We start from the raw sequence: 25,805 nt of genomic DNA, 5'->3' as shown, positions 1-25,805 counted from the left end.
AAAATGGAAGACACAACAAATGGATGACACAACAGGCTTTGTCCCCCCCCCCTACAAAAAAAGGTCGATAACGACCTGATTAATATTGTTAAATCTCATGCTATTGTCGCAATGACTGACACAAGGGGAATCATCTCCGATGTCAATGACAAATTTTGCGAAATTTCCGGCTATGACCGTGATGAATTAATCGGCCAGTCACATGCTATTATCAATTCAGGTCATCATAGTCGCGCTTTCTGGAACGACCTGTGGCAAACTATCTGCCGTGGGGAAACATGGCATGGTGAAATCTGTAACCGCAAAAAAAATGGGGGTCTCTACTGGGTGGAAAGCACAATAGGCCCAATTTTAGATTCTAATAGTAGGATAGAAGGTTATATTGCGGTTCGTACTGATGTCACTAGACAGAAGCTCTCCTCTATTCTTATCGAGGCTGAGCGCCTTGCACTTATGGAGATATCTAGGGGGGCAGCTTTAAGTCGGCATGTAATGTGATCCTTGATCAACTTCTTGCAGTTGATCCATCAATGGCGCTTTCTGTGTTCGAGATTGATCAACAACGCTGTTTAAGGCACCTGACAGCCCGGAATTTGACATCAAAATATATAAACGCCATAGATTCTATGGAAATTTCTGGAAATATTGACGGTTCAGAAACCACTGCCTTTACAAACCGATTGATTTTTGCTGAGGATATTGCCAGCCACCCCAATTCGCTCTACAGAAAACTGAGCAAATTGGCCCTTGCAGAGGGCCTGGCCTCCTGTTGGTCACACACCGTAAGGGATGATCATGGAAATGTTATTGCCATCTTGGTCATTTATTATTCAGAATCAAGAGCCCCTTCCAAGCACGAACTTGCAATAATTAATGCTGTCGCACCTGTTATTATGATTGCTCACAAGGCACAACTTTCAAGGGCAGCTTTGATAAAGGAACGTAATAAAGCGGAAGCACTAGCTGAATCCCGTCGATTATTTATTGCAAACCTCAACCATGAACTACGGACACCCTTAAACCATATAATCGGTTTCTCTGAACTCCTGTTGTCCAATCCGAAGTACAAGACGGACGAATGGAGTATAGAAGCAATCAAATCCGCAGGTAAAGATTTACTGGCAAAAGTTGAAAAGGCCATCGAAATCGCCGCTTCACACGAGTCGATACCCAAAGAAAAATTTGACCTCGTTAGGTTCTGGCATAGCGATATTCACGACCATCTTCAAAATCTCCTTGACCAAACCCCACGAGATGTGTCCATCATATATACAACAAAACATATCCCGGTTCTGTTCTCAAAGACAAACCTTAAACAGGCCGTTCTGTATATTTTGGATAACGCTATAAAATACACCGAAACAGAAGGGAAAATATTTATCAAAATTGAACGCGTTAATCAGAAGTGGGCAATAATTAGCATTGCCGATAACGGTGTTGGCATGTCTGAAAAGATGATAAAGTCTGCCACAAAAGCATTTGAAGTGGCTGACCCCAGTTATACCCGCAAGCACGGTGGACTGGGACTGGGCCTCACGGCAGCCGATAAGCTGCTTCAGCAATCTCTTGGTAAGCTGGAGATACAAAGTACTCTTGGAAAAGGGACAAACGTCAAAATTTGGATCCCCATGGCCTAAATTTACTTTAATATTAGATTTTATATTAGCAGAGTGCTGACTCTGAAATTCGTATCATATTTGTGTCAGGTTCTTCAAATTCCAGAGTCAATAAGAAGATTGGTTAATGATTTAAATCTAGAGTGAATTGTGAATAGGTTGACCCATTCTGCCGGTCAGGTCTGGTTCAGGAGCCAGGGGTTTGGCGCAGGCCATACTGGCGGTACGGCCAAGCCAAACCCCGCCGGAACTGGACCAGATCGGCCCGGCCCTTCGGGTTGGCGGCTTGGGGCCGCTCACCTTGTCAGACGCCTGGCCCGATGCCCCGCATCGCCCGGCGCCGTCTTCCGCGTGAGGCGGGCCACAATCCGCCAACAGAATTGAGCCAACCTATTCACAATTCACTCTAGTGTGGTTTTTAAATGTGAAGTTCCCAGACTGCATGACATCAATAATGACAGAAACTTCAAATTCACCACATTAGGCCGTAGACTCATAATGTCTCGGCCAAACGCGCATTGAAGCCAGATAGACAGCAACGAAGGATTTTTCTGGCTTTTTGTTGTATCGGGTTGCGATACCGCAATCGTTTTGCAGCTTGGCGAAAAAGTGTCCTACCAGGTTTCTTTGTCGATACGACCGCTTGCTGAATTGGAAGGCTTGTTTTCTGTTGGTCTAGGGCGGGAATATCCGCCCACGGCGTGCTGGCCAGAACCGCCACAAGATGCCGTTGAGCACTTTTCTATCATCAACACGGCCAACACCACGTGGCTTGTTCAGCTGCAAGGACTGGACAACCGACCAATTATAATCGGTCAGTTCATACCGACGACGGCTCAAAACCTCTTTCGTTACCTAAAGGGTTTGAATCATATCTCCGCCGGATTGAAAACCCTCTTATGGGTTTACGGCCTAATAAAGCATTATCATGACGATAGTTTTAAATTAAAATGAAAATCAATTTTCGGATACGGTCAGAACGGGCAAAATTCAGAAAGAAATACCCCAAAGATACAAATCTCCAGCACCACCAAAATCACATACTGACAGGTACAGAATGGCATTTAGCCAAGACCCAGGTCAGTGTAACATACAATCGCATTATCCATTCTAATGAAAAAAGGCCCGCCTTTTTTAGGCTGGCCTTTTAAAGGGGATGGGGTTAAAGCCACGAAGGCCGTTCGTAAATAAACGCGACTTGAGTTTAGGCTTAACCATGGCAAGGATTAGACGAAAGCGCACAAGAAAACTTTCCAGTCCCTGAAACTCAGTAATCAAGCCCCATCATCAATTTTCCTCTTATCCTCTCAATGCCTGCTCAGACTTTCCCGAAAATACTTCAACCCCTTATATAGCAGAATAATATGAGCTAGGGTCGCCACCCCGCCAACTGTCATAATCGAATATCCCACCGCCGTCTCATCCTGAAAGACCCTGTCGGTCATGGTTGCCACAAGGAGACTACCTATGGTTAACCCGAAAATATTTGAAAAAAACAGAAACAGGGCCGAAACCTGAGCTCGCATACGGTTGGGAACCAAAATCTGCATGGCTGCTGCCGACGTTGCCAAGGGAAAAGATGAGAAAAACAGGGCTGCCGCCAACAAAACAAACGATACCATCATATTATCAGCAACAGGATACAGGCTTATGGGGATCAGCAGCCCGATCCCACCACACATGCCCGCCCGGATAGACGCATCGGATTTTCCAATTTTCTGAAAATAATCGGTAAGCCAGCCACTGCCCAGAACACCCAGTGTGTTACATATGAGCATGATGACTCCAATGACATACCCCACTTCCCCAGCCGTCATCCCAAAACGCCTCATATAAAATGCCGGAGACCAGCTTAGCACACAAAAAAGTCCCATAGCCGCAAAGGAAAATCCTGAAAACATATACACAAACGTCCTGCTGTGCTGTTTCATAAAGTGAAGCGCACGCCAGAACGAAACGGCGTCCTCCTCGGCATTATTTTTAACTGCGACGAGATTACGGCGTGGCGGATTTTTTACAGTCAGATATATCACTAAAGCAACCAGGATGCCCGGAAACCCGACGATAAAAAATGTTACCTGCCATGGCCGCACAATCCCAATTCCCCAAAGAGAAATTTCATCAGCACTGCTTACCATATCAATGACGGCCCCACCAATAATCAGGGCCAGCCCCCCGCCGATAAAGGAGCCAATGGAATACACAGCCAATGCCCGCCCCAATTTTTCTTTCGGAAAATAATCTGCAATCATGGAATAAGCTGCAGGAGAAAGCGCTGCCTCACCAATGCCAACATTCATCCGGGCCAGAAACATTTGGATAAAGTTTTTGGTGATGCCACACGCCACCGTCGCAATACTCCAGACCAAAACGCCAATTGCAATAACCTTGGGGCGCGAAAAACGGTCCGCCAAATAAGCCATGGGAATGCCCATGGAAGCATAAAACAGCGAAAATGCCAAACCATGCAACAAACTAAACTGGGTATCGGATAATTTCAAATCCGCTTTGATCGGTTCAATCAACAAAGACAATATCTGTCGGTCCACATATGAAAAGATATAGGCGACCATACAGATAAAAACCACATACCAGGGATATGCATATGATTTCTTCTCCAGTGCCTTGCCAGTCTCAGTAATCACTTCAGCCATGCTGTTTTCCCATCTTCTGTTATTTTGTTTACTGCCCGGGTTTTTCCCAGATTTTACGTTTCTGCATATGCTGAATTTGACGATTGATTACTTTTTCCCTGTATTCTTCATGTTTCATAGGCTTCCGATCGAGATACAGATTTTTAGGGTAAATGGGCTCTTCATAGACTATTTGGTACATTTCCGTACGCAGATCCTTTGCCCAGTTTGTCCATTGGGAATTCTGGCGATGATACCGGAGAGCCTCAATATTTACTGGCCCGCAAACCGATGTAGAGACACCCCCATAATCCTGACGCCCGACAATCTGCCCCCTGTAATCAATGATTGCCGAACGACCGCCAAATGTATCAATCGGCGTATCCGAGTCCTGCGTCAGATAATAGGTCCCCATATTGGGGGCAATAATATACATGTTATTGTCGAGGGCACGGGCACGGCTTTGAATTTCATAATAGTCATTAGAAGCGGCCGGGTGTGGAATAGAGGCCCGATACACAACCTCGGCACCATTAAGTGCCAAGGCTCTTGCATTTTCCGGATATGACCCTTCATTGGCCATCATAATCCCCAAGTTACCAATTTCGGTCCGCACCACCGGCCAGAAACTGTCCAGCGTGCGCCCATACCGGTCAATCCACCAGTCATAAATGTCATGAGGGCAAACGGAGTGTTCCACAGGGTAAAGTGGCGTAAGCTTATAATGCTGTAGAATGATCTCACCTTCGGGATTGATGATGAACCCTACATTAAAAAAGCGATCCTTGACTTCCGGGTGCCGGGCTTTTGCCTGCGCCATAATATAGACACCATATTCTTTGGCAATTTCCCCGATCAGATCCGTTTCCTTACCCGGAATATCAATGCAGCAACTATTGGCAAACTCCACATGATCCAGGTCCATCACCTCATCATTAAATCCCTGAAGGGCTCCTTCTGGCAAAGCTATCAGCTTCACAGGAAGGTCTAGTCCTGATAGCCAACAGGCAGCTTTGATCATATGACGATGATGTTCAATGTTGCGCAATATGTCCTCACGCCGGGAAATCCCCCAAACTGTAGGAATAAGACCAACGGCATTATAGGGTTCAATAGTCATAAGCAGTTCCATATAAAGAGTGAAACACGAAAAAGCATCATGTCAGTGGGGTGTCTTTTCCAACACCCCGTCGCATTTAGAAATAGGTTTTTATGGTCAAAGACCATTCGCGGGGACGTGCGTAACTGCCTTCCACATATCCCCCTGTTCTCATATTGGCACTGGCTGAATTAAGATAGACCTTATCGGTCAAATTCCGAACCCCGAGTACAACACGCCAGTTCTCATCGTCCGTTTCATAGGTGAGGCTGGCATTCAACAATAGAAATCCATCCTGCACCACCTCCGGTGTATTAATGGCGTCATTATAAACCTTACTGGTATATACCCCGTCAATTCGCGGAGTTAATATTCCAGCGCCTCCCCCAAGTTCCCATGTATAAGCAGCGGAGCCGCTTACCATCCATTCCGGTGCATTGGAAAATTTGCTATTAATAGTGACCCCAACGGCATTAGGGCTCAAGCTGTCATAGCGGGCATCCAGATAACCAATCCCCCCTTGCACCAGCAACCCTTCTATCGGCAGGAGTGTCAACTCGGCTTCAAACCCCTTCATTGTTGCTTCCCCCGCGTTCACCGTGACAGATGCAACGGCCTCACGGATCAGTATCTGCATATCGGAATAGTCCGAATAAAACGCCGCTACATTCAATCGTCCGCGTTTTTCCCAGAAGGATGATTTGAACCCGACTTCATAAGATGTCACAAATTCCGGATCATAACTTGGGATTACTTCAGCCGGATCCTGACCAGGAGCCGGGACAATCGGGGGGAAAACCCGCTGTGTAAAACCGCCACTCTTAAAACCTTCTGAATATGTCCCGTAAACCATCAGATTTTCGGATATATCATAGGAAATATTCAAATGCGGCGTCCATTCATCCACAGACGTTTTTTTCTCAACAAAAGGCAATACGCGCGTGCCAGCGGGGATCGTTATCCCCGGGCCAGCCGCCACAGGAGTAAGCAAAACCTGATCAGGCGTAAAACCTTTATTTTCCTTGGTGTAACGGAGACCCGCTGTCACATGAAGATCGTATGTAATGTCATATGTTGCATTTACGAAAACAGCCTTGTTATCATTTTTAACCAAACCACCGGATCTGAAAGTTCCAACGGAGATATCAACAAAGTTATTATTGTTGGCTTCTTCTTCGAAATAATACAGACCCATCACCCATTTCAATTTGTCATTCAGTGCCAGGCCGGAAAACTGTAGCTCTTGACTGAACTGGTCCTGATCAATCGTATCCTCAGTTTCAAAAATCACCATCGGTGCGTGATCCGCATCTCGGGTAGAATAGCTTTCCAGATTGCGATAAGCGGTAATAGACTTCAAATTCACGGCACCCAGTCGCCAGTCCAGAGTTATCCCTACACCCCAGTAATCAATTTCCGATGCGCTGACTTGCGTAGAATATGTAGTAAATGGGCTGCCGATATAGCGGCTTGAAAAACATTCAGGATTATTTTCTGGAATTGCACAGTCGCCGACCTTGACATTGTTATGAAACCCTGGAAAGGCCCGGGTGGGATCTACGGCGATGAGAACATTTGGAGCACTTTCTTCCCGCTCTCTCGTATAATCCGCGTTCAATAATACATCAATATTCTCAGAAGGCAGCCACAACAGTGACGCTCTTACAGAACCGGAATCATTGTCCCCCAGTTTCGGGGCATTCGGAAGGGCAAGGTTGGTTACATACCCGTCTTGATTACGGGAACTGGCAGAAATTTTGGTCAACAGGTTGTCTGAGACCGGAAAGTTAATATTAGTACCAACATCAATACGATTGGCACTGCCAATTGTAACACTGCTATCGCCCCCAAATTCAGGGGCAGGTTTCTTGGAAACAATATTCAGAGCCCCGCCAATTGTATTACGCCCAAATAAAGTACCCTGAGGACCACGCAAGACCGAAATTCTCTCAAGATCCAAAAAATCCAGAGCTGCTCCGATAGCCCGAGCATAATATACCCCGTCCACATAGATACCGACACCGGGGTCTGTAGTAGGTGCAAAATCAACCTGCCCTACACCACGGATAAATACAGAGGCCGCAGAATTACTGCCTGAAGATGGAGCCGCTGTATCAAAAATCAGGTTAGGGGTAGCCTCATCTAGATCAGCCACCGAGTCAATCTGGCGATTTTCCAGATCATTTGCTGTAAACGCTGTAATGGAAATAGGTGTATTCTGAAGATTTTCAGCCCGTTTGCGAGCCGTTACAGTAATTTCCTCAAGAACAAAAGACTTCCCATCTTGCGCGTCTACTTCACTCCCCTGTGCCAACGAGGCCGAGAAGGCCATCACTACGGCACTCGTCATGAGCGTTTTATTCTTCATTACCATCTCCCTATCATCTCCCTTTTCTCGGATCATTTCCCTTTCCGAATATGGCAAAAGCATGATTGTTTAGGGGAAGGAATTCTATCCGGCATACGAACAAACTATTCAAAAGACGAAATAAAAGAATCTTGGATTTGACTGGGGGGATATTTCCATACACAATATCCAGCGGCCATATCTGCTGGCACTAAACAGGGCTGAACCGCTCCCGTAAACAACAAAAGGCAGTTACAGGCATAATTTTCTGGGAGATACTCAAGGGAGAGAAAAAAAGATGATGACTGCGCCATCTTTTATGAATAACCCTTTGAACAATCATAAAATTTTCAGGTCTTCTGATATTGAAGAAACAAAAGAGGTCGTAAGCCAGTTCTTATGGCCACACTATATGAAAATCAATAATGCACGCAAACAGGTAAACACCAGGCTTGATGGCCTAAGCCTTGATAAATTGGGGCTGCTGCATTTACATTATGGTGCTAATGTGGAGGTGAATGCTGGTGAAATTTCAGATTATTACCTGATTCAAACCACATTAAAGGGTAATGGTGCTGTTAGAAACGGCTTGAGATCGACCAGAACAGGTGTCGGCATCTCAACGATTGTTTCTCCTTCCGAAGAAACTCATGTCAAACTTTACGACGACTGCCATCATCTGATTCTTCGTATCAAACGTGAAGCCATTGAAACCCATCTATGCCGCTTGTTGCAAACGGAATTAAGACAACCTTTGGTTTTTGATCTGAGTATCTGGCACTCTACCCCGATGGGTAGCCTTCTAATCAACACGATTAATTACATCTGCAACTTATACAATGTGGACATTTCCCTTGTACAGAAACGGGCTATAAGTGATCAGTTTACAGACCTGGTTATGACACTTCTGTTGTTCCAGCATCATCATAACTATTCAAATAAAATGGAAAGCACAGAAGCAAGCGCAACTCCATGGCACGTGAAAAAAGCGCGCGAATATATAGAAGACAAAATACACGAGAATATCACATTGGCTGATCTGACATCTTATACCAACGTTACAGCCAGGACATTGCAGAATAGCTTCAAGCGTTTTTTGGATACCACACCAACGGAATATATACGTCAGGTAAGATTAAAACGTATTCATGAAGAACTGCAGACAGGTACTGAAACCACAAGCGTGACCGATATCATGCTCAAATACGGTGTCAACAACATTGGCCGCTTTGCAACCTATTACAAAAAAAGATATGGTTGTTTGCCCTCTGAAACCCTGCGCAAAAGACTGAACAAATAATTTTCTTTATTTCGGCCTTCGGATGCCGGGTTCGCATTCTGGATAGTCCCCTGTGCTTGCATTTTCTACAGTGCCGGAAATACCAACTATTCAGAAAAGGATGTGAACATGGAGATAGCGGTACTTGGCGGAGGTCATGGCTGTTATGCGGCGGCGACGGAAATGTCGGAACAGGGGCATCGCGTGCGCTTGTGGCGCCGGGATGGGGCAGCGCTGGCACCGGTTCAGGAAAGCAGCAGTATCTCCCTTGTGGATCACAAGGGCAAGCGGGACGTCCCCATACACAACCCCACGACCTCGCTGGAAGAGGCGGTACGGGGCGCAGAACTCATTATCATCCCCCTGCCGGCCACGACCCATAACAGCCTGGCACAACAATTGGCGCCTCTACTGGATGACGGTCAGGTGATTTACCTGCCTCCCGGCACCTTCGGCAGCATCATTTTTGCCCGCGCAATGTGCGAAGCCGGTAATAAAGCAGATGTGAGCTTTGCAGAAACCGGCACCCTGCCCTATCTCGCCCGCAAACACGGCTCTCGGGAAGTAGTGGTTAGCGCCTATGCCACCCGGTTGCCCACTGGCGTTTTTCCTGCCAGGAACACTGCCTATGCCGCTAAGCGCCTGAAACAGGCCTACCCTGCCATCGAACTAATCGAAGACTGCCTGAGCGGCGCCCTAATGAATGCCGGACCGATCATTCACCCGCCCCTGATTATGATGAATGCGGGGCCGCTGGAACATTTCGATGCCTGGGATATTCATAACGAAGGTACCCAGCCCTCTATCCGCCGGGTCACGGATTCCCTGGACGGGGAACGGATCGCTGTACGCGAGACACTGGGCTATGGCGCACCACATTTCCCTCTGGCCGACCATTACAGCCCGGACGGTGAGGAATGGATGTATGGCAATGCGGCCCACGAGAAACTCACCGACAGCGGCGACTGGCGGGAGAAAATCGATCTGATGACTCATCGTTATATGAATGAAGACACAGCACTGGGACTGTCCTTCCTGGTCTCAGTAGGCAAGTGGTGCGGTAAGGAAACGCCCCTCGCGCGGGGATTTCTGGCCATTGCCTCCGCCATTACCGGACGTGACTTATATGCTGAGGGACGCACGCTGGAAAATCTTGGCCTGGCGGATTATTCCCCGGCCCGAATGCAGGCGTTTCTGAAAGACGGAGTTTTTCTGAATGACTGAAAAAGTGGATAAAGTTCTTGTGGTCGGTGCGGGCCGTATGGGCCGGGGTATTGCGCTAACCTTTGCCTTTGCCGGTCTTCCTGTTCATCTGGTGGACATGAAAGATCGCTCCGAGGATGAGCAGAACCAGTTAAAAAAAACGGCGTTCCGGGAAATCAGAACAGATCTGGATTTTATGGCGTCCGTGGGACTTCTGGAAAGCGGTTTCATTGATGATGTCCTGAATCGCATCACCCTCTTGGATCGCGAGAACGCCCGGCCATCCGCCGCCGAAGCCACGCTGATCTTTGAAGGAGTGCCGGAAGTCATGGAAGCCAAAAAACAGGCATTCCAGTGGATCGACGAACACGCCAATAGAAACGCCGTCCTCGCCTCAACCACCTCTACCATGATGGTGGACGAACTCGCCGACCTGGTCCGCCATCCACAAAATTTTGTCAATGCCCACTGGCTCAACCCGGCCCATCTCATGCCGTTGGTGGAAATCAGCAAAGGCAGCAAGACCTCCGGCGAAACCATAGACCGGCTGATCACTATCCTGGAACAGATCGGCAAAGTACCCATTGTCTGTTCGTCCAGCCCTGGTTATATCGTGCCCCGTATTCAGGCCCTGGCCATGAATGAAGCAGCACGCATGGTGGAAGAGGGGGTCGCCAGCGCCGAAGACATTGATAAGGCGGTAAAGGTTGGTTTCGGTCTGCGTTTTGCTGTGCTGGGACTGTTGGAATTCATCGACTGGGGGGGCGGCGACATTCTCTATTATGCCTCCGATTATTTGTCCGGGAAAATTGACCCGGCCCGTTTTTCTCCCCCTGATATCGTTGTCAACAACATGCACCATCGCCGTAACGGCCTCAAGGACGGTATCGGTTTTTACGATTATCGGAACCAAGACCTCGCCGCCTATCGCAACCGGCGCATGACCGATTTTGTCCGCCTGGTCCGCCATATGGACCTTGCCCCGCAATATAACAGTATGCAACACATGACCCAGCAAAACTGAGCTGAGCCTGCTCACACCAAAACCGGGGAATCCTCACACTATCCCATGCCGTCACCACGAACGCGTGACGGCAAGTGGACAAAGGCGATGGTTCCCCCACCAATAGACCGGGTGCATTAAGCAGGTATCCCGGCCCGGCCCCGATAATTGCCTCTAAAAACATATCCGGCACAATAAAAAACTTATATATCAGCCCTAAAGCCCTAATAAGGGAACCGTCAAAAAATCCGGGAAAATGAAATGCCGGCTGTCAATAACCGCCAGGGCAATCAGCACCCATCCGAGAAGCTTTCCGCGTCGAGACAAATCTCAACAGGCTCGGGACCAAAGCAGCGCCCTCTTAAGTCTTAATGCTTTTTGTTTTCATGCCGCCCACCTCGCTGAAAGAACTTCGGCCTGCTGCAAAACTGTCTGCACGGCGGCGTCCTGAAGGTCTGGCGGGTAGCCGTATTTGCGCAGGATACGCTTGACTAAAACCCGCATCCGGGCGCGGGCAGCCATGCGATGCTGCCAATCTACCGAAGCATTGGTTTTAAGGCTGTTCAGAAGCTCGTGGGCAATGACCCGGAGCTTCTCGTCACCCATGACCTCGACGGCGCTTTCATTCTGGGCCAGGGCGTCATAAAAGGAAATCTCCTCCAAACTAAGTCCCTCTTCTTCTCCGCGTTGGTGCGCGGCGCGGATGTCCTTCGCCAGCTTGATCAGTTCCTGGATGACTTCCGCCGTCGTGATGGCGTTGGAGTGGTAACGGGCAATGGCGTCCTCTAGCCGTTCCGAGAAGGCGCGCGTCTGCACAACGCTGACGCGGCTTTGTGAGCGTATCTCACCGTTGATCAGCTTGCGCAGGGCTTCCATGGCAAGATTCTTTTTCTCTATCCCCTGAACTTCTGCGAGGAACTCGTCGGAAAGGATGGAGATGTCCGGTGTCTCCACCCCGGCGGCTTCAAGGATATCGACAATCTCGGTTGAGATGACGGCGCGGCTGACAATCTGCTGGACAGCCAGGTCTCGCTCGGCAGATGTTTTACTCGCACCCGGCGCGCTTTTGGTGAGCGCGGCGCGAATGGTCTGGAAGAACCCGACTTCGTCCCTGATGTCGCGGGCCTCGTCGCTGGCGGCGGCGAGCGCGTAGGCTTTTGAGAGCGCCAGCACAGCATCACTGAATCGGCGATGCGCGCGTTTCTTGCCCTCGTTCGTGGTTTCCTTTGCCGCAGCCCGATGCTGCATGTCCAGCACCCACTCCATCGCCCCGGCCAGAACGGCAAGCCGCTCCTGCGGCGAGCCGGTCAAACCAGCGCGATAATCGAAACCTCCCTTGGTATCCTGGGCGAACATATCCCGGACGATTTCGTACTTCTCCATCATCACGGCGATGGCTTCGGCCTCGTCGATGCCCGCGTGTTTCTGGTCGGCGCGCGAATACTGGCTGAGGGCCGATTTCAGGTTTTGCGCGATGCCGATGTAATCGACGATCAGCCCCGCTGGCTTGTCGCGGAACACCCGGTTCACGCGGGCAATGGCCTGCATCAGCCCGTGCCCGCGCATCGGCTTGTCGATATACATCGTGTGCATGCACGGCGCGTCAAAGCCGGTGAGCCACATATCCCGAACGATCACGAGCTTGAGCGGGTCGTTGGGGTCCTTGGCGCGCTTGGCGAGAAGCTCGCGGCGGGCCTTGTTGCCGATATGCGGCTGCCATTCCTTGGGGTCTGAGGCGGACCCAGTCATGACAATTTTGATGACGCCGCTCTCGTCATCGTCGCTGTGCCATTCTGGGCGCAACTTGATAATCTGGTCATAAAGGGCAACGCAGATGCGGCGGCTCATACAAACGATCATCGCCTTGCCGTCCATGGCGGCGACGCGGTCCTCGAAATGCTGCACCAGATCCTGGGCCACCAAGGCGAGGCGTTTCTCGGCCCCGACGACGGCCTCGACATTTGCCCATTTGCGCTTCAGCTTTTCCTGCTCGGCGAGGGCCTCGTCCTCGGTTAGCTCCGCGATTTCATCGTCAATGAGCGGGGCTACGTCCTCGTCCAGCTCAATGCGCGCCAGGCGGCTTTCGTAGTAGATCGGGACGGTCGCGCCGTCCTCGACACCCCGGTTGATGTCGTAAACGTCGATATATTCGCCAAACACGGCGGGGGTGTTCACGTCTTCCTTCTCAATCGGCGTTCCGGTGAAACCGATGAAAGAGGCATTCGGCAGGGCATCGCGCAAATACTTGGCGAAGCCGTAGGAAATGTCGCCGGTCTTGCGTTCGACCTTGGCTCTGAACCCGTACTGGCTGCGATGCGCCTCATCGGCAATCACCACAACATTCCGGCGTTCGGTCAGAACTGGATAGTCGGTTTCGCCACGCTCCGGCGAGAACTTCTGGATGGTTGTGAAAATCACACCACCTGAAGGGCGGGACAACACCTTTTGCAAATCCTCGCGGCTATCGGCCTGTTGCGGTGTCTGGCGCAGCAAGTCGCGGCAATTGGCGAACGTGCCGAAGAGCTGGTCGTCCAGGTCGTTGCGGTCGGTGATCACCACGACGGTCGGGTTCTCCATTGCCGGATGAGCGATGATCTGCCCGGCATAGAAGGCCATAAGCAGGCTCTTGCCGGAGCCCTGGGTGTGCCAGATAACCCCAATGCGCCGGTCGCCTTCAGGCCGGGACGCGGCAATCGTGCGCTCGACGGCATGGCGCACCGCATGAAACTGGTGATACCCGGCCACGATCTTGACAAGGCCGGAGCCCGTATCGGCAAAAACCGTGAAATCGCGAAGAAGGGTCAAAAATCGGTTCTTTTCAAACACGCCTTCGATAAGCGTGCCCAGCTCTGGCGTGCCCTTAGGCGCAACTTCGGTTCCGTCCACCGTGCGCCAGGGCATGAAGCGCTCGATATCTGCGGTCAGCGAACCGACGCGCGCCATGATCCCGTCGGACGTGACAAGCACGCCATTGGGCCGGAAAAGTGACGGTATCTGATCCTTGTAGGTTTGGAGCTGATTGAAGGCGCCCTCAAGGGTCGCGTTCTCGTCGCCGGGATTCTTCAGCTCGATCACGGCCAGGGGCAGGCCGTTGATGAACAGCACCACATCGGGGCGGCGGTTGTTCTTATTCTCAATAACCGTGTACTGATTAACGGCCAGCCAGTCATTATTGTCAGGGTCGCTGTAGTCGATCAGATAGGCCGTATCCCCGCCGATGCTGCCGTCATCGCGCGTGATCTCAACCGGCACGCCCTCGACAAGGTAGCGATGCAGGCGGCGGTTCTCCTCGACCAGTGACGGCGTTTCCACCTGCTGCACCTTGCGCAGCACCTCTTCCAGCGTGTCGGCGGGCAGGTGCGGGTTGATCCGCGCAAGGGCCGCGCGGAAACGGTCAAGCAGCAACACCTGGTCATAGCTGACACGCTCGGGCGTTGGCCCATCGGGGGAAATATCCGGCCCGTGCACAACGCGATAGCCCAGCCCCGAAAGCCATTCGAGCGCAGCGTCTTCAACATGGCTTTCGGCGAACTTGGTCATGCACCCGCCTCCCGCTCAATGAAACATACATCCACCCGATAGCCGTAAGCGGACAGGCGGCGGGCTGCATGCTGAAATGACACCTTGCTAAAGAACGGAATATCGAAACCGCCACCCTGCGCTCTGCGCTTCGCGATGATGCCGAAACGCAGTGTATATTGGCGCGCGTCTGGCGGTTCGTCCGGGATCAGTCCCACCGCATCAGCATTGAGCGTTTCGAGATGCGCGCGGGCGGCGCGCCGGAACTCAGGCTCCCGGCAGAAAAGCTCACCAGCCATCTCGCCCTGCCTGAACAGGTGGCTGAGTGCCCCTGAGCCGTTCTTGTATGGCTTAATATGCAAAAGCACACGTTCGTTAAACAGAAGATCACAAAGTTCGTATCTGGCGGTTTCACCGGGCACGCGGAACGTCTGGCGGTCAAACAGATATACCCCCTCCCCTTGTGCCACCCTCGCGCAATAGTCTCTCTCGAATTCTGTAGCCCCGGCACTTGGCAAATCCATTTCCACAACACTGTTTCGAAAGAATTCATTCGTCCGATCACGAAATGCTGTATCAATGCGATACCAGTTTCCTTCGGTGAGAATGTATTGCCGATCATCAATCACGCAGTCAAAGATTATGCATTTGTATAGTTTCCAGATGGCACGCGCGCTCTCATCATCTTCGAATTGAACATGGACCTTGTGACGCTTGAGTGTGGTCAAGTCCAAGGCGTCTTGATCTGGATATACAGCAAAGTAATCTGCGATATCGAGATCCGGTTTAATTTCATCGCCTGCGTAGCCCCTGTACTTGAAGCCAACAATCTCCCGGTGCTCTATGATTTCGGGAGGCGACAGACTGATTCGGTCAAACTCTCTATTTTTAAGAGCGTCGAGCAACGCATCATCGAGCCGCGCAATTACGGCAGGGTCCTTCTCCGACCGGAGGTTATCGATCAGGGCAAAATTCTCCTGATAGGCATCACTTTCATAGAGTTCCAACGCGCGGGCGCATTTGTTCGCCAAGTCGGCATACTCAAGGTTAGCGGTGATCTTGAAAGCGGTTGTTCCGGTGACCTTCTTGGCAAAGTCCTGATCGCTCGATCGGCCGGTGATGCTACGAACGACATCAAGGAGTTGGTCAATTTCAAACTCTTCCATGCGTGAAGAACGCCCGACCTGATGCCGCTTGCGCAGAGCCATTGCCTCCGGGCGCATAACATCGATGTTCCGAAGTTGCTCCGGTTCCACCATGCTGAGGGAGGCTTCCAAACCAAAGTCATGAACCACTTTGGCATCATCAAGCATCGCGTGCCCGTGCCCGAAGGCAAGAGCGAACTTTCGATCTTCAACAGTCAAAAACAAGACGGCGGAAGAACTCTTAACGCCCAGATCAACCTGGTTAAGATCGAACGTGCCGCTAAGAAGGGCTTGCCAGCGGGGAGGGTTCTTCAATGTTGGCTTGATGAACAGCGCTGCGCCGGTCTCATCATCGCCTTCTTTAGGATCAATGCGTGTAAAAGCAATGTTGTCCTTCAGTGCATCTTGATAATCTGCAACCTCCTCTTTGAGCAGATAAACCGATATCGTCCGTGAGGTCATGCCACGGCCTCCACGGCTTTTTCGGCCTCGCGGAGGCGAATTTCGCCGGACATGAGTTTGGGCAGGAGCAGGTCGCGGGTCTGGGCGAGCGAGGCGGTTTCTTTCATGTTCGCGACAATATGGTCATAGAGAGGCCGGACCAAATTCTCATAGGCTGTTAGAACCTGTTCCGAAGGCACGACAACCGGGACGGGACGAAAAGCCTTCTTGCTGATCTCTGCGAAGGTTGAGCCGCCGGAAATACCTTTGATGTAATCAAGGTTTTCGTAGCACCAGAAAAGTACAAAGAGGTTAGGGAGCCGCTTTTCGCAAACCATGGCGATGAAGCCTTGATTGACGGCGGTCGGTACCTCGGCAATTGCCAGGTAACCGATAGGGGCCCGTGAAGACAGAAGCACCGTGCCAGCCGGCAAGAGACCGGAACTGATCTTCTTAACCCCGGCGTCGGTAATTTTCCTGTCCGTATCGAGCAGTACCGGCGATGTGAGTTTTGACAAGTCCTTCGGCGTTGCCCAGTGGTGCTCACCACCTTCCCAAAAAGCAGGCTCTTTAGTGCTTGGGGTTGCGCCGCCCACAGCTTCGACCTCTTTGCCAATCTCCGATAACTCCCACCCCATCGGCTTGCCGTCGTCGTCGAGGGTGGCGGGGAAGAGGTTCCAGAGTTCGGGGGCGAGGTAGGGTTCGCGGCCTTCCATCTTGGCGCGGGTGGGGCCGAAATCAACGAACCAGTCCTTGAAGATCGCCCGCGCTTGTCGCTCCAGCGTCTCATTCATCCGCCGGTTCAGCTCGATCTTGTCGTCGAGGGCTCCGAGAATTTCGCATATCTGCTCCTGCTCACCACGCGGAGGAACAAGAAACGGGACAGAAGAAAGAATAGACGTGTTCAAGTTTGGCATAGTAGCGCCGACAGCATGCTGCACGATGTAGGCTCTTACATCAGGATGAGCGAGATAATACGCAGCAAATTCTGGCATGACCGGCCCTTCGCCCAAGCGCACTCTCAGGCACCCCGTGCCGCATAACCAACCTGCTTGGTTGGGCCTAATAAGCGCTCTCCTTTCTACATCGCCTCGCCGACTGTAGACGATGTCACCAGGTTGAAGCAGATAACGCGATAGACGTTCCGCATCCTCAGCGGTGATGCGCGCAATTCCTTTCTCAGTAATTCTGTTATCGCCGATGTTCTGAGGCATCACAGAAGGGATACCATGCTCGACATAATCTGAAGCGTGCAGCTGGCTACCGAAGGGCCCTGTCTGGATATTTCCTCCACCACTAGCCGCAACTTCACCAAGTGTTGTCAACACCCAGTCTGGCGGGTACGGAAGAATTACGCTTTCACCCATGCGCACCGACCTCCTCCAGCTTCTTCTGGATAAGGGCGCTGAGCTCCTCGGCTTCGGCGAACTGCTCCGCCAACGCCTCTTTCAGCTCTGCGAAGCGTTCCTCGAACGGTACATCGTCTTCTTCGGCCGCCGCCGCGCCGACATAGCGGCCGGGGGTGAGGACGTGGTTGTGGGCCCTGATCTCCTCCAGCGTGGCGGATTTGCAAAAGCCCGGCACGTCTTCGTAATCGCCCGCGCCGTCCTCCCCGCGCCAGGCGTGGTAGGTGCCCGCAATTTTGGCGATGTCTTCATCGGAAAACTCCCGACGGGTGCGGTCCACCATGTGGCCGAGCTTGCGTGCGTCGATGAACAGAACCTCGCCGCGCCGGTCGCGGAAGCTTTGCCGTTGTCCTACCGCTTCGCTACTTGAGGACGTGCCGTTCTTCTTGTCCCGCGCCAGGAACCACAGGCAGGCGGGAATCTGGGTTGAGTAGAAGAGCTGACCCGGCAGGGCGATCATGCAATCCACCACGTCGCCCTCGACCATCGCGCGGCGAATCTCGCCTTCGCCGCTTTGCGCCGAGGACATGGAGCCATTGGCGAGCACCACGCCCGCCGTGCCGGTGGGTGCCAAGTGGTGATAGATATGCTGAAGCCAGGCATAGTTGGCGTTGCCCACGGGCGGCACGCCGAACTTCCAGCGGGCGTCTTCGCGCAATCTCTCCCCGCCCCAGTCGGAGATATTGAAGGGCGGATTGGCGAGAATGTAATCGGCCCTCAGGTCCGGCAATTCGTCCTTATGGAAGCTGCCCTCGTTGTTCCAGCGGATGTCGGCGTCAATGCCGCGCACCGCGAGGTTCATCTTGGCCAGCCGCCAGGTGGTGTAATTGCTTTCCTGCCCGTAGATGGCGATGTCGCCGATGCGCCCGCCGTGTTCCTCAACGAACCTTTCGCTTTGCACAAACATGCCGCCGGAGCCGCAGCACGGGTCATAGACGCGGCCCTTGTAGGGCTCCAGCATCTCGACCAGAAGCCGCACGACGGAACGCGGCGTATAGAACTCCCCGCCGCGTTTGCCTTCCGAGCCGGCAAACTGCCCGAGGAAATATTCGTAAACGCGCCCGAGGATGTCTTTTGAACGGTCGGCTTCCTCGGCCATGCCGATGCCGCTGATCAGGTCGATCAGCTCACCCAGCATCACCTTGTTCAGCGCCGGGCGCGCGTAGTCCTTCGGCAGAACGCCCTTGAGGTTTTCGTTCTTGGCCTCAATCGCCAGCATGGCGTCGTCAATAAGCTTGCCGATTTCGGGCTTCTTGGCGTTGGCCTGAAGGTGCGACCAGCGGGCTTGCCTAGGCACCCAGAAGACGTTCTCGGCGAGGTATTCCTCCGGGTCTTCCGGATCGGCCAGTTCCTCCTTGAGCAGTTCCGCACGTTTTGTCTCGAAGGCATCGGAGATGTATTTGAGAAAGATCAGGCCAAGGGCGACGTGCTTGTAGTCCGACGGCTCCATATTGCCGCGCAGCTTGTCGGCGGCGGCCCAGAGCTGTGCCTCAAAACCCAGCTGGCCGTTATTTTTCTTGGCCTTGCCTTTGCTGCTTGATTTCGATTCTGACTTTCGGCGTGTCATAGTGCCTCTTTTCCTGGTCTACAAATTACCTCTATCGCGATTTTCGGGCGATTGTTGCGCCGGCGATTCCGTTGAGGGGCGGCGCTTGGACACATATTCTCGCATGAACTCCCGGATCACCTGCGCCGCCGACTTGTCCTCTGCGTGGCAGGCTGCCAGAAATTTCTCGCGCAGCTCGCGCTGAAGCCTGATGCGAAACCCGACATCTTTTTCCATCGCCGCAGTGTAACCAACGGATACACATTTGTGTAGTCTGAATATCATTTATACGCGTTCGCGCATAAAAATGACTTATACGCTTTCGCGTATATTGACATTTTATACGCATTTACGTATATTAGCTATAAAAGGACAGGATCATGACCGAACAGATTGCCAGATCAGAAAAACAGCTGGGCGCCATCCTGCGCCGGGTCCGCAAGCAACGGGGCCTGACGCAATCCCAGCTCGGCGAAAAAATCCATCTGCGCCAGGCGACCATTTCCAAGCTGGAGGACGGCGCCCCGGCCACGCAGCTTGCCACGGTTATTGCCGCCCTGGCCGCGCTCGATCTGGAGCTTGTCGTCCGGCCGCGCAGCCAGGCCAAGCCAGAGGATATCGAGGGGCTGTTCTGATGGCCCGCCGCAAAAGACATGCCCCGCTTGCGGTTTATCTGAACAGCCGGTTGGTCGGCCAGCTGCGCAAGGCCGCGAGCGGCGCCGTCGATTTCCAGTATGATGACAGCTGGCTGTCCTGGGAGGATGCTTTCCCGATCTCCCTCTCGCTGCCGCTGCGCGAGGATCGCTATATCGGCGCGGCGGTGATCGCGGTGTTCGATAATCTGCTCCCGGATAATCCCGATATCCGCCGCAAGCTTGCCGAACGCGCCCGGGCCGATGGGACCGATGCCTTCAACCTGCTGAGCGCAATCGGCCGCGACTGCGTCGGCGCCCTGCAGTTCTTGCCCGAAGACATTGCCCCGGGACCGCCCGGCGGGATCGACGCAAGGCCCGTGAGTGACGATGAGATCGCCGCGCTGCTAGGAGACCTTGGCAATAGTCCGCTCGGCATTGGCGCGGATGAAGAATTCCGGATTTCATTGGCGGGCGCGCAGGAAAAAACCGCCCTGCTGCATTGGAAGGACCAGTGGCATATCCCGCACGGCACAACGGCGACCACCCACATCTTCAAACCGGAGATCGGCAAGCGGCCGGACGGCATCGACCTTTCACTCTCGGTCGAGAACGAGCATCTGTGCATGACGCTGATGAATGCGCTCGGCCTGCCGGCTGCCGAAACTGCAATCACGCGCTTTGGCAACAGGAAAGTGCTCGTCGTCAAGCGGTTCGACCGGCTCTGGACCACGGATAAACGGCTGCTGCGCCTGCCGCAGGAAGATTGCTGCCAGGCGTTGTCGGTTCCGCCGGCCCGGAAATATGAAAGCGATGGTGGCCCGGGCCTGGCTGGGCTGATTGGCCTGTTCACCAGCAGCGATACGCCCCTTGAGGATCAGCGGCGGATCATGAAGGCCGCGATTGTGTTCTGGTTGCTCGCCGCGACCGACGGTCACGCCAAGAATTTCAGCCTGTTCCTGTACCCGCGCAGCCGGTTTTCTCTAACGCCGTTTTACGATGTCATGTCGGTCCAGCCGCTCTATGACGCGAAGCAGCTGCAGCAACGTCAGATGAAAATGGCAATGGCCATCGGTAAAAGCCGGCATTACCTCGTGCATAGAATTGCTCCCCGGCACTTTCTGGAAACGGCCGAAGCCTGCGGCATGGGCAAAAACATCGTCCAGGAGCTGTTCGCAGAGTTGCTGGATCGCAGCGACAAAGCTATCGATAAAACGCTGGCCGCGCTGCCGAACGGTTTCCCACATGGCCTCACCGAGTCGATCATCGGCGGCTACCACCGCCGCCTGCGCCAGCTGGAAGCGATCATCACCTAGGCCGTAAACTCATAAAAGGGATTCCCAAACGGGTTAAGATATGATTCAATCTCCCTCAAGACATTGAGGAAAGATTGATGCGTCGCCGCCGGTATGAACTAATAGACTTTGAATGGTCGATCATAGCTCCGCTATTGCCGAACAAGTCTCGCGGGGGGCCGCGAGTAGACGACCGGCGGGTGACTAATGGGATATTATGGCGCTTTCGGGCAGGGACGCCGTGGGCGGACATTCCGGAGCGGTATGGTCCCTCAACCACCTGCTACAACCGCTTTGTCCGCTGGCGCAAGGCCGGGGTCTGGAACCAGCTGTTTGAGGCAGTCAGCCAAGCCCACGACAGCAAGCGGTGCTTGATCTGATCGGTGACATCAAGGAAAGAGCCGTTCTCCTGGCAGATAAGACCTATGACACTGATGCCTTGCGCCGCATTACAGCCGAACGCAAAGCCTGGGCAAACACCCCGCCCACGGCCAACCGGAAACAGACATTTGCTTTCAGCAAGTGACCCTATCGGCAACAAAATCTGGTCGAGCGCTTCTTCAGTAAGCTCAAGCATTATCGGGGCATTGCGACACGATATAACAAAAATCCAGAGAACTTCCTGGCCGCCGCAAAACTCGCCTCAGTGCAAATCTGATTGAAAAATTATGAGTCTACGGCCTAAAGACCACGGTCCTGCCCACTTTTTTTTAAGACAAGGCCACTCGAGTGTCGAAGGTTAAACATTCTTTTTTTATTTTATTTTTTTAGATTTGTTGTCCTGGAAAGGGACCTGCTTTTTGGTAAGGGTGTATGGTATATTATCTGTGGCCCCTTTTTTACCCCCGTTAAAATACAAAAATGATAAAAACGGGCCCATTTTTTACCCCCGACTCGTGACATTTATGCAACAAATTTGAGACAACGGGTCCATCGTTTACCCCCAGGCGGGCCCATTTTTTACCCCCGCGTTTTAATTTTTTATTGCCCGTTCCACCGCATAAAGTCCTTCGTGGGAAGATTACCATTATAGGGGAATTCTGTGAGAATCCAGGCCGTGGCCTCAGGGGACTTCACATTAAAACAGCCTTTTGTTTTTGGAAAAATGAACCCCTTTTCTTGCAAGTCGTGAAAATATCTTGCAGCTGTTTTTCTATTGACATTACACCGCCGCGCGGCTTCACGTTCTGACAAAAAAATATCGCCGTTATTATTGCCATTATAAAGGGAATACAATTCTATCAGGAGGGCGCGCGGGCCGGGTTTCAAAGATCGCCAGGCTTCCGATTTCAAAAGATAGTAATAGAAGCGTATGTGGCGATCATAGGAAGAGCGGCCTTTGTTGTTTTTTTTTGCCATGCCGCTGCCTTTATTTATTTTTTAACCAACAGCGTTTGGCAGCGATTTTGCGAGTTTCCCGGTAGGCGGAAATCAAGCCTTTGAGGTGATGAATTTGAAACGTCACCCTCTTTTTTAAGGGGAAGAAATCACCGCCGCCAACATTGAGAAAAAATCGGATATAGAGCTTCTGACCATGATATTTCTGTAGTCCAATCCGGATTTCTTCCATGGCATTTTTGGGGATTAGTGTGGTGCCATCAGTCATTCCGCTATCTCCCGACGTTGCAAAACCCGAGCTGGGGTTCTGAGGATATAGCGCCCGTACCAGCCGTCCCCAACCACCCCGGAATGTTTTTTCCCTAACCCTCAAAACTTCCGGGAAATATTCATGCCTTAAATGGCAAATATATTCAGACAACCTGAACGCCCAGGCAGAGATTCCCGGCGCCCTGACACTCTTCTCCCCGGCTAGAATTAGCGAGTGAAGGGCCCGGGCCGTCTGGCCGCTCAGATGGATGATTTCCGGGCCGCCGGAACGAGAAATCAGAAAAGAAAGCTTCAGTCGCTTAATCATTGCAGCCTCCCAAAAGGATTTCAGAAATCACGCGGACGTAGGTAGGGAAAACGCGATACCTGCGCGCGATAATTTTTTCTGGAAAAGTTTGATTGTTTTGAGGGGGAAAAGTCGTAAAGTCCGCCTGCGAATTTCTTGGACTTTCTACGGCTTCACCCCGACGGCTGGAGCCTTCTTTCATTTTCCCTTTCCCCCGGATTTTTCTGCAATCCAATCCTGAATGTCAGTATGAAGCCACGCTATGCGGTTTCGAGAAATTTTATGTCGTTTTGGGAAGTCTCCAGCTCTTTCCAAACGCCAGATCGTGACTTTGGATAAACTGGTGATTTCGCAAACCTGCTTTATATTAAGAAGGGCTGGGGTTACCATACATCTCTCCTGCATTTTTATAAAAACAAGAGAAGTGTGCAGGATTAATTTGAAATGTAAATTTTACAGAATCATACTTAATCACTAACTATGGATTTTTTTAATTTTCGAGGTTCTTAAGCTTCTTTCTTTCCCGGTATACCGCGTTACAAAACGATTCCCAACGCACCACCCCCCCTTTCCAAGCCGTGGCTCCCGTTTCATTCTCCCGAACCACCCCTTTTGCTTCTAGGATTTGCCAAACGACCTTGGGTGACAGGCCCCTCCCGTCTTTCTTCAAAACTTCGCGAATATATGACCCTAGACTTTTCCGTTTCCGGGGCTTCCCGGTCCGGGCATCCACAGCCCGGAACTGTCGCAAATATTCAAGTGTTTCCGTAAACCGCCGCATTTCCTCAATCACATCCACATCCAGCCCCGGATCAAGAATTTGCTCAGCATGCATGACCAGCCGCGCAGCAAGGCGCTCATCATCCCAATACCCATATCCCAACTTTTCCAGAAAATTGTCCAGCACAGCAACACCGCCCTTTTTCAAGTCAAATTCTTTCCGGGGAACCGGCGTAGGTGGCTCACCTGCTCTATAACAAACCACCGCGGTGTTTGGCAGCCCCTGCTCTTCAAGCCAGCCGCGTGCACTGTCGGAAATGAATTTTACCCTTTCCTTGCCGAACTTCTCTTTCTTTAGAAGGCCTTTTATCAACTCTCCTAAATTTTCCGCCTCTGGCCCTATCCTGTTCCGCACCCACACTTGACCCTGCCGCCTTTCTCGGACCTTGACAAGCCCCTTCTCGATCTGCTCCTTCTCTGTCCGCGTGCGGCTCATGTCTCGCTCCCTGTCCGCCTACCATGAAACAATACCACCTTGTCCGGCTTTTCCCCCTGAACTATCTCCATAAGTCGCGCTGCCCAAGCGTCTAGGGCACAGCGTTTTTCCGCGTCATAACCGTACCTGTCGTAAACGGCCGTAACGCCGCTTTCCACGTGATTTAAAATTTTGGAAATGTGCAATCGAGGAATGCCCATGCTGGCGATATGGCTTGCCCCCGTACGCCGCAGGTCGTGGGGCGTCACGTCCTTCACCCCCATGACATCGCGGTTTTTTCTAACTGCCTGGCTGAATGCCGCCACCGTGACCGCCCGCCCGGCAACGCGCGACGGAAACACCCAGTTCGCTTCGTCCCCCTCGCCCGGATTATGGCCCTGTTCTGCCTCATCCCGCTTTTGCAGTGCCCGCGCCTGGTCCAGTATCTCCACTGCCAAGCCGGACAGTGGGACGCGGTGGGAAATGCCGTTCTTCGCCTTGGACTCCGGAATGGTCCAAATCCTTTCTTCCAGATCCATGTCCTGCCATTCCGCTGTTGCGACTTCCCCGATCCGTTGCACTGTTACCAACTGGAACTTCAACCCCAGGGCCACAGACTTAATCACCCGGGCTTGTTCCAGTCCCGTCCAGAGCCTTTTTATTTCGTCAACCCCCAAAACCCTGTCGCGAGCTTTTTCCCTCCCCGGCGGCTCTATGGCGGCGCAGGGGTTCATCAAAACAATATCTCGGCCAATCGCCCAGTTAAACATCCGACGCATTGCCGCCAGCGTGCGGTTCGCCTGAATTGGGGAGCCCCGCTCAATAATCCCATCCAGTATCTGCAATACATCGCGACGGCGAATATCCCTGACCTTCTTCCGGCCAATTGCGGGCAGCACATCCAGGTTGAAAATGCGCCGATCCTCATCAAGCGAGCGCTTGGAAATATTATTTAGGTAATCCTCGACCAGTTCCTTGACGGTGGGAGCTTCCCGCTCGCGGCGATTTGACGCGACGCGTTCCTTTCCTGGATCAATGCCACGCTCTTTTTTCCCTTCCGCCTCGGCGTGAAGCTGGTGCGCCGCGGCCAGGCCGATTTCAGGAAACCGCCCCAGAGTCATGCGCCTGAGTCTGCCCTTGAAGCGGTATAGATAGAACCAGCTTTTCGTGCCACCCGGCGTAACCCGCAGCCCAAATCCCGCGCGCCCCTGCTCCCAGATTTCATATCTTTCAGGGCCAGGTTTGAGCGCCTCAATCATGCGCGTAGTGAATTTCATTTTGCGGGCCATTCCGCCCCCTTTTTTGGGGTAACATTTGGGGTAGCGTTTTTTCCTTAATTTTGGGAAACTGCATGAAACCCCATGATTTCATAATATACAATATATCACATTGTTTTCCAATGGTTTTTATTGTTTCACAATATTTCAAAAGAATTCAAGAAATTACCCATAACGCTGATTTGTAATCAGTAGGTCCGCGGTTCGAGTCCGTGTGGGGGCACCAATTTTGAAGAAAAAACAATGACTTAGTTATTGTATGAAAATTCATGATC

General features: G+C 52.1%; 21 protein-coding genes and 1 pseudogene. 9 read left to right on the top strand and 13 right to left on the bottom strand.

The window, feature by feature from the left end; translation table 11 throughout:
- The first annotated feature begins 75 nt into the window (after positions 1 to 75).
- The 3 genes from FE788_RS14410 to FE788_RS14010 all read left to right on the top strand — a co-directional run bounded on the left by FE788_RS14410 (position 76) and on the right by FE788_RS14010 (position 1,971).
- Positions 76 to 498, top strand: a complete 423-nt coding sequence (locus FE788_RS14410) for a PAS domain-containing protein (protein WP_425462976.1) — start codon at positions 76 to 78, stop codon at positions 496 to 498.
- Positions 495 to 1,637, top strand: a complete 1,143-nt coding sequence (locus FE788_RS04255; RefSeq protein ID WP_138379476.1) for a GAF domain-containing sensor histidine kinase — start codon at positions 495 to 497, stop codon at positions 1,635 to 1,637. The genes FE788_RS14410 and FE788_RS04255 overlap by 4 nt, the downstream gene beginning before the upstream one ends.
- A gap of 181 nt (positions 1,638 to 1,818) precedes the next feature.
- Positions 1,819 to 1,971, top strand: a complete 153-nt coding sequence (locus tag FE788_RS14010) for a hypothetical protein (RefSeq protein WP_168190261.1) — start codon at positions 1,819 to 1,821, stop codon at positions 1,969 to 1,971.
- A gap of 952 nt (positions 1,972 to 2,923) precedes the next feature.
- Here FE788_RS14010 and FE788_RS04245 read toward each other — a convergent pair.
- The 3 genes from FE788_RS04245 to FE788_RS04235 all read right to left on the bottom strand — a co-directional run bounded on the left by FE788_RS04245 (position 2,924) and on the right by FE788_RS04235 (position 7,716).
- The gene (locus FE788_RS04245) at positions 2,924 to 4,270 is read right to left on the bottom strand and encodes a spinster family MFS transporter (RefSeq protein ID WP_138379475.1); all 1,347 of its coding nucleotides are present in this window, start codon (positions 4,268 to 4,270) and stop codon (positions 2,924 to 2,926) included.
- Between the two features lie 28 nt (positions 4,271 to 4,298).
- On the bottom strand, positions 4,299 to 5,369 hold the full coding sequence (locus FE788_RS04240) for a nitrilase-related carbon-nitrogen hydrolase (protein WP_138379474.1): 1,071 nt from the start codon (positions 5,367 to 5,369) through the stop codon (positions 4,299 to 4,301).
- Positions 5,370 to 5,445: 76 nt separating this feature from the next.
- Entirely contained in the window at positions 5,446 to 7,716 is a 2,271-nt protein-coding gene (locus tag FE788_RS04235; RefSeq protein WP_210414131.1) for a TonB-dependent receptor, read from the bottom strand.
- A gap of 277 nt (positions 7,717 to 7,993) precedes the next feature.
- On the opposite strand from FE788_RS04235, the gene FE788_RS04230 reads away from it, so the two are divergent.
- The 3 genes from FE788_RS04230 to FE788_RS04220 all read left to right on the top strand — a co-directional run bounded on the left by FE788_RS04230 (position 7,994) and on the right by FE788_RS04220 (position 11,201).
- Complete coding sequence (locus tag FE788_RS04230) at positions 7,994 to 8,995, top strand: AraC family transcriptional regulator (RefSeq protein ID WP_138379472.1); 1,002 nt, start codon at positions 7,994 to 7,996, stop codon at positions 8,993 to 8,995.
- Positions 8,996 to 9,103: 108 nt separating this feature from the next.
- Entirely contained in the window at positions 9,104 to 10,198 is a 1,095-nt protein-coding gene (locus tag FE788_RS04225) for an NAD/NADP-dependent octopine/nopaline dehydrogenase family protein (RefSeq protein WP_138379471.1), read from the top strand.
- On the top strand, positions 10,191 to 11,201 hold the full coding sequence (locus FE788_RS04220) for a 3-hydroxybutyryl-CoA dehydrogenase (protein WP_138379470.1): 1,011 nt from the start codon (positions 10,191 to 10,193) through the stop codon (positions 11,199 to 11,201). The genes FE788_RS04225 and FE788_RS04220 overlap by 8 nt, the downstream gene beginning before the upstream one ends.
- A gap of 363 nt (positions 11,202 to 11,564) precedes the next feature.
- Here the strand turns inward: FE788_RS04220 and FE788_RS04215 are convergent, their stop codons facing one another.
- Genes FE788_RS04215 through FE788_RS04195 form a run of 5 tightly spaced genes read right to left on the bottom strand, consistent with a single transcriptional unit; the run spans position 11,565 to position 19,474 of the window.
- Positions 11,565 to 14,720 carry a type I restriction endonuclease subunit R gene (locus tag FE788_RS04215; protein ID WP_138379469.1) on the bottom strand — a complete coding sequence of 1,052 codons (3,156 nt, stop codon included), beginning with the start codon at positions 14,718 to 14,720 and terminating at the stop codon, positions 11,565 to 11,567.
- Complete coding sequence (locus tag FE788_RS04210; RefSeq protein WP_138379468.1) at positions 14,717 to 16,306, bottom strand: DUF6119 family protein; 1,590 nt, start codon at positions 16,304 to 16,306, stop codon at positions 14,717 to 14,719. The genes FE788_RS04215 and FE788_RS04210 overlap by 4 nt, the downstream gene beginning before the upstream one ends.
- Entirely contained in the window at positions 16,303 to 17,652 is a 1,350-nt protein-coding gene (locus tag FE788_RS04205; RefSeq protein WP_138379467.1) for a restriction endonuclease subunit S, read from the bottom strand. Before FE788_RS04205 ends, FE788_RS04210 begins: the two co-directional genes overlap by 4 nt.
- Positions 17,645 to 19,258, bottom strand: a complete 1,614-nt coding sequence (locus tag FE788_RS04200) for a class I SAM-dependent DNA methyltransferase (RefSeq protein WP_138379466.1) — start codon at positions 19,256 to 19,258, stop codon at positions 17,645 to 17,647. Before FE788_RS04200 ends, FE788_RS04205 begins: the two co-directional genes overlap by 8 nt.
- Before the next feature lie 18 nt (positions 19,259 to 19,276).
- Entirely contained in the window at positions 19,277 to 19,474 is a 198-nt protein-coding gene (locus FE788_RS04195) for a hypothetical protein (RefSeq protein ID WP_138379465.1), read from the bottom strand.
- A 143-nt stretch (positions 19,475 to 19,617) separates the two neighbouring features.
- Here FE788_RS04195 and FE788_RS04190 point away from each other — a divergent pair, with 143 nt between their 5' ends.
- From FE788_RS04190 to FE788_RS04180, 3 genes and pseudogenes are all read left to right on the top strand, one after another.
- Positions 19,618 to 19,872, top strand: coding sequence for a helix-turn-helix domain-containing protein (locus FE788_RS04190; RefSeq protein ID WP_138379464.1), 255 nt, complete (start codon positions 19,618 to 19,620; stop codon positions 19,870 to 19,872).
- Entirely contained in the window at positions 19,872 to 21,185 is a 1,314-nt protein-coding gene (locus FE788_RS04185; RefSeq protein ID WP_138379463.1) for a type II toxin-antitoxin system HipA family toxin, read from the top strand. The genes FE788_RS04190 and FE788_RS04185 overlap by 1 nt, the downstream gene beginning before the upstream one ends.
- A 77-nt stretch (positions 21,186 to 21,262) precedes the next feature.
- Positions 21,263 to 21,822: pseudogene (locus FE788_RS04180) on the top strand (transposase).
- Between the two features lie 323 nt (positions 21,823 to 22,145).
- On the opposite strand, the gene FE788_RS04175 reads toward FE788_RS04180, so the two are convergent.
- The 5 genes from FE788_RS04175 to FE788_RS04150 form a co-directional block, all read right to left on the bottom strand.
- On the bottom strand, positions 22,146 to 22,523 hold the full coding sequence (locus FE788_RS04175; RefSeq protein WP_138379462.1) for a helix-turn-helix domain-containing protein: 378 nt from the start codon (positions 22,521 to 22,523) through the stop codon (positions 22,146 to 22,148).
- 10 nt (positions 22,524 to 22,533) lie between these two features.
- Entirely contained in the window at positions 22,534 to 23,079 is a 546-nt protein-coding gene (locus tag FE788_RS04170; protein ID WP_138379461.1) for a hypothetical protein, read from the bottom strand.
- A 177-nt stretch (positions 23,080 to 23,256) separates the two neighbouring features.
- A complete protein-coding gene (locus tag FE788_RS14365; RefSeq protein WP_138379459.1) occupies positions 23,257 to 23,448 on the bottom strand; it encodes an AlpA family phage regulatory protein in 192 nt (63 codons plus the stop codon).
- A gap of 100 nt (positions 23,449 to 23,548) precedes the next feature.
- The gene (locus FE788_RS04155) at positions 23,549 to 23,986 is read right to left on the bottom strand and encodes a hypothetical protein (protein ID WP_138379458.1); all 438 of its coding nucleotides are present in this window, start codon (positions 23,984 to 23,986) and stop codon (positions 23,549 to 23,551) included.
- Between the two features lie 284 nt (positions 23,987 to 24,270).
- Positions 24,271 to 25,542: a tyrosine-type recombinase/integrase gene (locus tag FE788_RS04150; RefSeq protein WP_138379457.1), complete on the bottom strand. Its 1,272-nt coding sequence runs from the start codon at positions 25,540 to 25,542 to the stop codon at positions 24,271 to 24,273.
- Between the last annotated feature and the right edge of the window lie 263 nt (positions 25,543 to 25,805).

This window comes from Luteithermobacter gelatinilyticus (assembly GCF_005849285.1).
Taxonomy (GTDB): domain Bacteria; phylum Pseudomonadota; class Alphaproteobacteria; order Sphingomonadales; family Emcibacteraceae; genus Luteithermobacter; species Luteithermobacter gelatinilyticus.
This window is presented reverse-complemented; position numbering and strand designations above follow the sequence as displayed.

Excerpts from the sequence above, each read along its gene's own strand:
- FE788_RS04245 (WP_138379475.1), bottom strand. The coding sequence starts at position 4,270 with ATGGCTGAAGTGATTACTGAGACTGGCAAGGCACTGGAGAAGAAATCA.
- FE788_RS04175 (WP_138379462.1), bottom strand. The coding sequence starts at position 22,523 with ATGGCAAAAAAAAACAACAAAGGCCGCTCTTCCTATGATCGCCACATA.
- FE788_RS04210 (WP_138379468.1), bottom strand. The coding sequence starts at position 16,306 with ATGACCTCACGGACGATATCGGTTTATCTGCTCAAAGAGGAGGTTGCA.
- FE788_RS04230 (WP_138379472.1), top strand. The coding sequence starts at position 7,994 with ATGATGACTGCGCCATCTTTTATGAATAACCCTTTGAACAATCATAAA.
- FE788_RS04235 (WP_210414131.1), bottom strand. The coding sequence starts at position 7,716 with ATGAAGAATAAAACGCTCATGACGAGTGCCGTAGTGATGGCCTTCTCG.
- FE788_RS04190 (WP_138379464.1), top strand. The coding sequence starts at position 19,618 with ATGACCGAACAGATTGCCAGATCAGAAAAACAGCTGGGCGCCATCCTG.
- FE788_RS04150 (WP_138379457.1), bottom strand. The coding sequence starts at position 25,542 with ATGGCCCGCAAAATGAAATTCACTACGCGCATGATTGAGGCGCTCAAA.
- FE788_RS04215 (WP_138379469.1), bottom strand. The coding sequence starts at position 14,720 with ATGACCAAGTTCGCCGAAAGCCATGTTGAAGACGCTGCGCTCGAATGG.
- FE788_RS04205 (WP_138379467.1), bottom strand. The coding sequence starts at position 17,652 with ATGGGTGAAAGCGTAATTCTTCCGTACCCGCCAGACTGGGTGTTGACA.
- FE788_RS04200 (WP_138379466.1), bottom strand. The coding sequence starts at position 19,258 with ATGACACGCCGAAAGTCAGAATCGAAATCAAGCAGCAAAGGCAAGGCC.
- FE788_RS04170 (WP_138379461.1), bottom strand. The coding sequence starts at position 23,079 with ATGATTAAGCGACTGAAGCTTTCTTTTCTGATTTCTCGTTCCGGCGGC.
- FE788_RS14365 (WP_138379459.1), bottom strand. The coding sequence starts at position 23,448 with ATGGTAACCCCAGCCCTTCTTAATATAAAGCAGGTTTGCGAAATCACC.
- FE788_RS04240 (WP_138379474.1), bottom strand. The coding sequence starts at position 5,369 with ATGACTATTGAACCCTATAATGCCGTTGGTCTTATTCCTACAGTTTGG.
- FE788_RS04225 (WP_138379471.1), top strand. The coding sequence starts at position 9,104 with ATGGAGATAGCGGTACTTGGCGGAGGTCATGGCTGTTATGCGGCGGCG.
- FE788_RS04195 (WP_138379465.1), bottom strand. The coding sequence starts at position 19,474 with ATGGAAAAAGATGTCGGGTTTCGCATCAGGCTTCAGCGCGAGCTGCGC.
- FE788_RS04220 (WP_138379470.1), top strand. The coding sequence starts at position 10,191 with ATGACTGAAAAAGTGGATAAAGTTCTTGTGGTCGGTGCGGGCCGTATG.
- FE788_RS04185 (WP_138379463.1), top strand. The coding sequence starts at position 19,872 with ATGGCCCGCCGCAAAAGACATGCCCCGCTTGCGGTTTATCTGAACAGC.